The organism is Cohnella sp. GbtcB17 (assembly GCF_019091135.1).
In the GTDB taxonomy this organism is placed as follows: domain Bacteria; phylum Bacillota; class Bacilli; order Paenibacillales; family Paenibacillaceae; genus Cohnella.
In genome coordinates, this window is record NZ_JAGXJW010000114.1 from 1 (window position 1) to 7,024 (window position 7,024).

Genomic DNA, 7,024 nt, shown 5'->3' on the forward strand with positions numbered 1-7,024 from the left:
GATGACGCGTTCGTTGTTCGGTCCGTACTTCAGGAAGATGCGGATCAAACCTTGCTTGTTGTCTTCTACGTATTCGGCGTCGCGGATAAAGCCTTCGCGCTTCAGGATCTCAGCAATTTGCTTCTTGACCGTAGACGCAGGCAGCTCCACCGATTCGTGGCGGACGAGGTTCGCGTTGCGAATGCGCGTCAGCATATCTGCAATGGGATCAGGCTTAACCATGGGGTAAACCTCCTTCCCGAACTAGGCTGATTACCAGCTCGCTTTTTTAACGCCAGGAATCTGGCCTTTGTATGCCAACTCGCGGAAACAAATCCGGCAAATTTTAAACTTTTGCAGCACGGAGTGCGGACGTCCGCAGCGCTCGCACCGCGTGTAAGCCCGAACTTGGAACTTCGGCGGACGTTGCTGCTTGATTTTCATCGACGTTTTTGCCACTTTGCTTTCACACCTCCCGTAGGGTACCTTGGCCTTCCAGCCAGGTTCGGCGGAGTTACTTCACGAACGGTGCGCCCAGTTGGGTCAGCAGTTCGCGCGCTTCTTCGTCCGTATTCGCCGTCGTGACGATGACGATGTCCATCCCGCGGACCTTATCGATCTTGTCGTATTCGATCTCGGGGAAGATCAGTTGCTCCTTCAAGCCGAGCGTGTAGTTGCCGCGACCGTCGAACGATTTGCTCGAGATGCCGCGGAAGTCACGTACGCGAGGAAGCGAGATGTTGAACAGCTTGTCGAGGAAGTAGTACATGCGGTCGCCGCGAAGCGTGACCTTAACGCCGATCGGCGCGTTTTCACGGAGGCGGAAGCCTGCGATGGACTTCTTCGCACGGGTGATGACCGGCTTTTGACCGGCGATCTTTTGAAGATCTTCGACCGCTGCGTCCAGAACCTTGGAGTTCGAGACCGCTTCGCCGACGCCCATGTTGATGACGACCTTCTCGATCTTCGGCACTTGCATGACCGATTTGTAGCTGAACTTCTGCACCAGCGCAGGCGCGATTTCAGCGTTGTAACGTTCTTTCATTCTTGCTGCCATGTGTCACAGTGACCTCCTTTCTTTCAGGGATCGTATTAGTCGATTTCTTGGCCGGACTTCTTCGCGACGCGGACTTTAGTGCCGTTGTCCAGCACCTTGTAGCCGATACGCGTAGGCTTGCCGCTCTTCGGATCCACGTGCATGACGTTGGATACGTGAATCGGCGCTTCCTGCTCGATGATGCCGCCTTGCGGGTTCGTCTGGGAAGGACGCGTGTGCTTCTTCACCAGGTTGACGCCTTCGATCAGTACGCGGTTTTGACGCGGGTAAGCGGCGATTACGCGCCCCTTCTTGCCCTTGTCCTTGCCGGTGATGACGATGACGTTGTCGTCTTTTTTGACGTGAAGCTTATTGTTGTGCGATTCCAGCACTTACTTTAAACGGGTCGTGGTTACACCTCCTTGAGTGTTTCTCCATGGACATCGGCCGGATTAGAGCACTTCCGGTGCCAGAGAAATGATTTTCATGAAATCACGTTCGCGAAGCTCGCGGGCGACTGGTCCGAAGATACGGGTACCGCGCGGGCTCTTGTCTTCCTTGACGATGACGGCTGCGTTCTCGTCGAACGCGATGTAGGAACCGTCCTTGCGGCGTACCGAACGCTTCGTGCGGACGATTACGCATTTAACGACATCGCCCTTCTTGACAACGCCGCCTGGTGTTGCTTGTTTGACGGAAGCGACGATCAGATCGCCGATGTGACCGACGCGGCGTCCCGTGCCTCCAAGCACGCGGATGCACATCAGTTCCTTCGCGCCCGAGTTGTCGGCAACGTGCAGTCTCGTAAACGGTTGAATCATCGTGAGGTCCTCCTTTCAAGGCTAAGGTGGCGTTTCTTACAGAATAACGGCTTTCTCGGTGATCTCGACCAGGCGCCAGTTCTTGTCCTTGGACAGCTTGCGGGTCTCCATGATCTTCACGGTGTCGCCGATTTGCGCTTCGTTGTTCTCGTCGTGCGCCTTGAACTTCTTCGTGTACTTGATCCGCTTATGGTACAGGCTGTGCTTCTTGTGCGTCTCTACAGCCACTACGATCGTTTTGTCCATCTTGTCGCTGACGACTTTGCCGATCTGAACCTTACGGTTGTTGCGTTCGCTCATGGTAATACTCCTTCCCGGAGGCGTCGTAGGCTCTGATCAGCAATTAGCTGATGATGCCCAGTTCACGCTCGCGCAAAATGGTTTTGGCCCGGGCAATTTCTTTCCGCAGCTCGCTGATGCGGTGCGGGTTGTCCAGTTGGCCGGTAGCCAGTTGGAAACGAAGGTTGAACAGCTCTTCCTTGAAGCCGGAAACCTTCTGTTCGATTTCAACCGAAGTGAGGTTGCGGAATTCACTGGCCTTCATTTGCTTCACCACCCAGTTCTTCGCGTTTCACGAACTTCGTCTTGATCGGCAGCTTGTGCGCGGCCAGACGCATCGCTTCGCGTGCGATTTCCTCGGGTACGCCAGCGAGCTCGAACAAAATCTTGCCCGGCTTAACGACGGCTACCCACTTCTCGACGTTACCTTTACCGCTACCCATCCGCACCTCGAGAGGCTTTTGGGTGATCGGCTTGGACGGGAAGATCTTGATCCATACCTTACCGCCACGCTTGATATAACGGGTCATCGCGATACGCGCAGATTCGATCTGGCGGTTCGTCACCCACGAAGGCTCCAGTGCTTGCAAGCCGTATTCGCCGAAGCTCACTTCCGTGCCGCCCTTGGCACGGCCCTTCATCTTCCCGCGGTGTTGCTTGCGGTGTTTGACGCGTTTAGGGACCAACATGCTTAGTTGCCTCCTTCCTCAGCTACTGCTCTCTTCTTCTTGGCTGGAAGGACTTCGCCGCGGTAGATCCAGACTTTAACGCCGATGCGACCGTAGGTCGTGTGCGCTTCAGCCGTACCGTAGTCGATGTCGGCGCGCAGCGTGTGAAGCGGAACCGTTCCTTCGCTGTAGCCTTCCGTACGTGCGATTTCGGCGCCGCCCAGACGTCCGCTGACGAGGGTCTTGATGCCCTTCGCACCCATGCGCAGCGTGCGCTGCATCGATTGCTTCATGGCGCGGCGGAACGAGATACGGCGTTCGAGTTGTTGCGCGATGCTCTCGGCGACGAGGATGGCATCCATTTCCGGCGTCTTGATCTCGGAGATGTTGATGTGCACCTTCTTGCCGTTCGTCAGCTTCGTCAGCTGCCCGCGGACCACTTCTACCTCGGAACCGCCCTTGCCGATGACCATGCCCGGCTTGGCAGTATGAATCGTTACGTTGACGCGGTTCGCAGCGCGTTCGATCTCGAAGCGCGATACCGATGCGTCCTTAAGCTTGGCCTTGAGGAATTCGCGGATTTTGACATCTTCCATAAGAAGCGTGCCGAAGTCCTTTTCAGCGTACCACTTGGATTCCCAATGGCGGATGACGCCGATACGAAGACCGACCGGATTTACTTTCTGACCCGCACGTTATCGCACCTTATTTCTCGGATACGACCAGCGTGATGTGGCTGGAGCGCTTGAAGATGCTGAACGCGCGGCCCTGCGAACGGGGTTGGAACCGTTTGAGGGTCGGACCTTCGTTGACGAATGCTTCGCTGATAACCAGCTTGTTGACGTCGAGCTGATAGTTGTGCTCTGCGTTAGCCACTGCGGAGTTCAGGAGCTTCTCCAGAATCGGGGAAGCCGAACGCGGCGTGTGGCGCAGAATGGCGATTGCGTCGCCTACCTTCTTGCCGCGGATCAGATCTGCGACCAGACGGACTTTGCGGGCCGGGATACGAATGTATCGCGCTACGGCCTTGGCTTCTTGTGCCATCGATGTACCTCCTCCCGTGTTGCGTTCGCCGGACGAAGCCGGCGCTTAGGATTTATCGTTTGCCGGTCTTCTTGTCGTCGGCGGTATGGCCTCTGTACGTCCGCGGAGGCGGGAAGTCACCAAGCTTGTGTCCGACCATGTCTTCCGTTACGTATACCGGCACATGCTTGCGGCCATCGTAGACGGCGAACGTGTGACCTACGAATTGCGGGAAAATCGTCGAGCGACGCGACCACGTCTTGATGACGACTTTTTTGCTGGACTCGTTCAACACTTCGACTTTCTTGAGCAGATAGCCGTCGATGAACGGGCCTTTCTTTAAGCTGCGACCCATGGGTAAATCCTCCCTTCAGCCCGGAATGGACTCGCCTTACTTGCGGCGGCGTACGATATATTGGCTCGAGGCCTTCTTTTTCTTGCGCGTCTTGTAACCGAGCGTCGGCTTGCCCCAAGGGGACAGAGGAGACTTGCGGCCGATTGGAGCGCGGCCTTCGCCACCGCCGTGCGGGTGATCGACCGGGTTCATGACGACACCGCGGACAACCGGGCGTTTGCCGAGGTTGCGGGAGCGGCCGGCTTTACCGATGTTGATCAGCTCGTGGTCTTGGTTGCCCACGGATCCGATCGTAGCGCGGCACTGCTTCAGGATGCGGCGAATCTCGCCGGATGCCAGGCGGATCGTGACATAAGTCTCTTCCTTACCCAGCAGCTGAGCTTCGGTACCTGCAGCGCGAACGAGTTGTCCGCCCTTGCCCGGCTTCAGCTCGATGTTGTGGATAACCGTACCGACCGGGATGTTCTCCAGCGGAAGGGCGTTGCCCACCTTGATGTCGGCTTCAGGACCGGAGACGATTTGATCGCCGACCTTCAGTCCCTTAGGAGCGACGATGTAGCTCTTTGCGCCGTCCAGGTAGTGGATCAGGGCGATGTAAGAGGTGCGGTTCGGATCGTACTCGATTTGAGCGACCTTGCCCGGCACGCCGTCCTTGTTGCGCTTGAAGTCGATGATACGATACTTGCGCTTGTGTCCGCCGCCTTGGTGACGAACCGTAATCTTACCTTGGTGGTTACGGCCGCCGCGCTTCGACAGCGGTGCAAGCAAGGATTTCTCCGGTACGTTCGTGGTGACTTCCTCGAACGTCGACATCGTCATTTCGCGACGGCTAGGCGATGTCGGATTAAACTTTTTGACTGGCACTTGGTTTCCCTCCTTACTTTACGAAGATGTTAGACAGATGCTTCGAAAAATTCGAGCGGTTTGCTGTCCGGGGACAGTTGTACGATGGCCTTCTTCCATTCGGAAGTGTAGCCGGAGTGGCGGCCGTAGCGGCGCGGCTTCGGCGGTACGCGCATCGTGTTGACGCTGACGACCTTCACTTTGAAGATCGCTTCGATCGCTTGCTTGATTTCCGTCTTGTTCGTGCGAAGATCGACTTCGAAGACGTACTTCAGCTGATCGATGAATTCACTCGTGCGTTCCGTAATGACGGGGCGCTTGATAATATCGCGAGGGTCTTTCATTACGCGAATACCTCCTCGACTTTAGCGACCGCGTCCTTCGTGATGATCAGCTTGTCATGGACAAGAACATCGAGCACGTTGATTCCGTTGGCGGAGACGAACTTGACGCCAGGAATGTTGCGCGCGGACAGGGCCACATTGTTCTCATAATCGGCAGTGACGACGAGCGCCTTGCGGCCGACCTTGAGGTTGTTCAGAATGCCTTGGAATTCCTTCGTCTTAGGCGATGCCAGGCTCAGTTGATCCAGAACGATGATATCGCTGGCGATGACTTTGCTGGACAGCGCGGACTTGATCGCCAGACGGCGAACCTTGCGAGGAAGCTTGAAGCCGTAGCTGCGCGGAGTCGGTCCGAAAACCGTACCGCCGCCCTTCCATTGCGGGGAACGGATCGAGCCCTGACGAGCGCGGCCGGTACCCTTTTGCTTCCATGGCTTGCGGCCGCCCCCGCGTACTTCGGAGCGTCCTTTGGTCTTGTGAGTGCCTTGGCGCACGGCTGCTTGTTGAAGCACGACCGCACTGTGCATGACCGATGCGTTCGGATTGACGCCGAAGATCAGGTCCGACAGTTCGATCTCGCCGACCGCGCTGCCGCTCACGTTGTATACAGATACTTTAGGCATGTGGTAGTCCTCCTTTCTTGTTGAATCGGATTATTTCTTCACCGACGAGCGGAGTTTGAGGTAGCTGTTGCGAGCGCCCGGCACGGAACCCTTGATCAGGATGACGTTGCGTTCAACGTCGACCTTGACGACTTCGAGGTTTTGAACCGTGATCGTCTCGGAGCCGAGACGGCCGTGCATCTTCTTGCCCTTAGGCACGCGGTTCGCGTCGCGAATCGTAGCGAGCGAGCCATTACCGCGGTGATACTTCGAACCGTGCGTCATCTTGCCGCGTTGGAAGCCCCAACGCTTGATGGCACCAGCAGTTCCTTTACCCTTCGAAATACCCGTTACGTCAACAAACTGCCCTTCGGCAAATACGTCAACCTTAACTTCAGCGCCGACTTCGAGTTCCGAAGATCCGCTAACTTCGCGGATGAAGCGCTTGGGCGCCGTACCGGCCTTCTTTGCATGGCCCGTTTCCGGCTTGTTTGCGAGCTTTTCGCGCTTGTCGGCAAAGCCGAGCTGCACAGCTTCGTATCCGTCGTTGTCGGAAGTTTTCTTCTGCAGCACGACGTTTGGCGTTGCTTCGATGACGGTGACCGGCACGACGCTTCCGTCAGCCGCGAACACTTGCGTCATACCGAGCTTACGTCCCAAGATTCCTGGCATGTTGACACCTCTCTTCTACTTCTTATTTACATCTGGATAATGGTCGAGTGTTGCTTATTACAGCTTGATCTCGATGTCAACGCCGGACGGCAGGTCCAGACGCATCAGCGCGTCGACCGTTTGCGGCGTCGGATTGACGATGTCGATCAGGCGCTTGTGCGTACGCATTTCGAACTGCTCACGCGAATCCTTGTACTTGTGGACCGCGCGCAGGATCGTGATGATCTGCTTTTCGGTCGGCAGCGGGATCGGACCGGATACGCCGGCACCCGTGCGCTTTGCCGTTTCTACGATCTTCTCCGCGGATTGATCAAGAATGCGGTGGTCGTAAGCTTTCAAACGGATACGGATTTTTTGCTTTGCCATAGAAAATTCCCTCCTTCATTCGCCCAATTTTGGAAT

At 56.4% G+C, this 7,024-nt stretch carries 15 protein-coding genes and 1 pseudogene; all 16 read right to left on the minus strand.

Annotated features, from left to right (window positions below):
* Nucleotides 1–222, minus strand: a 222-nt coding sequence (rpsH, locus tag KVT38_RS32710) for a 30S ribosomal protein S8 (RefSeq protein WP_217597939.1), incomplete at its 3' end; no start/stop codon positions are given.
* A 30-nt stretch (nt 223–252) separates the two neighbouring features.
* Nucleotides 253–438, minus strand: coding sequence for a type Z 30S ribosomal protein S14 (locus tag KVT38_RS32715; RefSeq protein ID WP_090117903.1), 186 nt, complete (start codon nt 436–438; stop codon nt 253–255).
* Nucleotides 439–493: 55 nt separating this feature from the next.
* Nucleotides 494–1,036, minus strand: a complete 543-nt coding sequence (rplE, locus tag KVT38_RS32720; protein ID WP_090117904.1) for a 50S ribosomal protein L5 — start codon at nt 1,034–1,036, stop codon at nt 494–496.
* A gap of 35 nt (nt 1,037–1,071) precedes the next feature.
* Nucleotides 1,072–1,407 (minus strand): 50S ribosomal protein L24, encoded by a 336-nt coding sequence (gene rplX / locus KVT38_RS32725; RefSeq protein WP_217597940.1) that lies wholly within the window; start codon nt 1,405–1,407, stop codon nt 1,072–1,074.
* A gap of 60 nt (nt 1,408–1,467) precedes the next feature.
* Complete coding sequence (gene rplN, locus KVT38_RS32730; protein ID WP_217597941.1) at nt 1,468–1,836, minus strand: 50S ribosomal protein L14; 369 nt, start codon at nt 1,834–1,836, stop codon at nt 1,468–1,470.
* A 36-nt stretch (nt 1,837–1,872) separates the two neighbouring features.
* Complete coding sequence (gene rpsQ, locus KVT38_RS32735) at nt 1,873–2,136, minus strand: 30S ribosomal protein S17 (RefSeq protein WP_090117907.1); 264 nt, start codon at nt 2,134–2,136, stop codon at nt 1,873–1,875.
* Nucleotides 2,137–2,179: 43 nt separating this feature from the next.
* A complete protein-coding gene (rpmC, locus tag KVT38_RS32740; protein ID WP_090117908.1) occupies nt 2,180–2,380 on the minus strand; it encodes a 50S ribosomal protein L29 in 201 nt (66 codons plus the stop codon).
* Entirely contained in the window at nt 2,367–2,804 is a 438-nt protein-coding gene (gene rplP / locus KVT38_RS32745; protein WP_217597942.1) for a 50S ribosomal protein L16, read from the minus strand. The genes rpmC and rplP overlap by 14 nt, the downstream gene beginning before the upstream one ends.
* Before the next feature lie 2 nt (nt 2,805–2,806).
* Nucleotides 2,807–3,472: pseudogene (gene rpsC, locus KVT38_RS32750) on the minus strand (30S ribosomal protein S3); the annotation flags it as partial.
* A 16-nt stretch (nt 3,473–3,488) separates the two neighbouring features.
* Nucleotides 3,489–3,827, minus strand: coding sequence for a 50S ribosomal protein L22 (gene rplV / locus KVT38_RS32755; protein ID WP_090117911.1), 339 nt, complete (start codon nt 3,825–3,827; stop codon nt 3,489–3,491).
* A 52-nt stretch (nt 3,828–3,879) separates the two neighbouring features.
* Complete coding sequence (rpsS, locus tag KVT38_RS32760) at nt 3,880–4,161, minus strand: 30S ribosomal protein S19 (protein ID WP_217597943.1); 282 nt, start codon at nt 4,159–4,161, stop codon at nt 3,880–3,882.
* A 36-nt stretch (nt 4,162–4,197) separates the two neighbouring features.
* Nucleotides 4,198–5,025 (minus strand): 50S ribosomal protein L2, encoded by an 828-nt coding sequence (gene rplB / locus KVT38_RS32765; protein WP_217597944.1) that lies wholly within the window; start codon nt 5,023–5,025, stop codon nt 4,198–4,200.
* Between the two features lie 29 nt (nt 5,026–5,054).
* A complete protein-coding gene (gene rplW / locus KVT38_RS32770; protein ID WP_217597945.1) occupies nt 5,055–5,348 on the minus strand; it encodes a 50S ribosomal protein L23 in 294 nt (97 codons plus the stop codon).
* Nucleotides 5,348–5,971 carry a 50S ribosomal protein L4 gene (gene rplD / locus KVT38_RS32775; protein WP_217597946.1) on the minus strand — a complete coding sequence of 208 codons (624 nt, stop codon included), beginning with the start codon at nt 5,969–5,971 and terminating at the stop codon, nt 5,348–5,350. Before rplD ends, rplW begins: the two co-directional genes overlap by 1 nt.
* A 30-nt stretch (nt 5,972–6,001) precedes the next feature.
* On the minus strand, nt 6,002–6,622 hold the full coding sequence (rplC, locus tag KVT38_RS32780; RefSeq protein WP_217597947.1) for a 50S ribosomal protein L3: 621 nt from the start codon (nt 6,620–6,622) through the stop codon (nt 6,002–6,004).
* A gap of 57 nt (nt 6,623–6,679) precedes the next feature.
* A complete protein-coding gene (gene rpsJ / locus KVT38_RS32785; protein WP_027087350.1) occupies nt 6,680–6,988 on the minus strand; it encodes a 30S ribosomal protein S10 in 309 nt (102 codons plus the stop codon).
* Nucleotides 6,989–7,024: the final 36 nt, after the last annotated feature.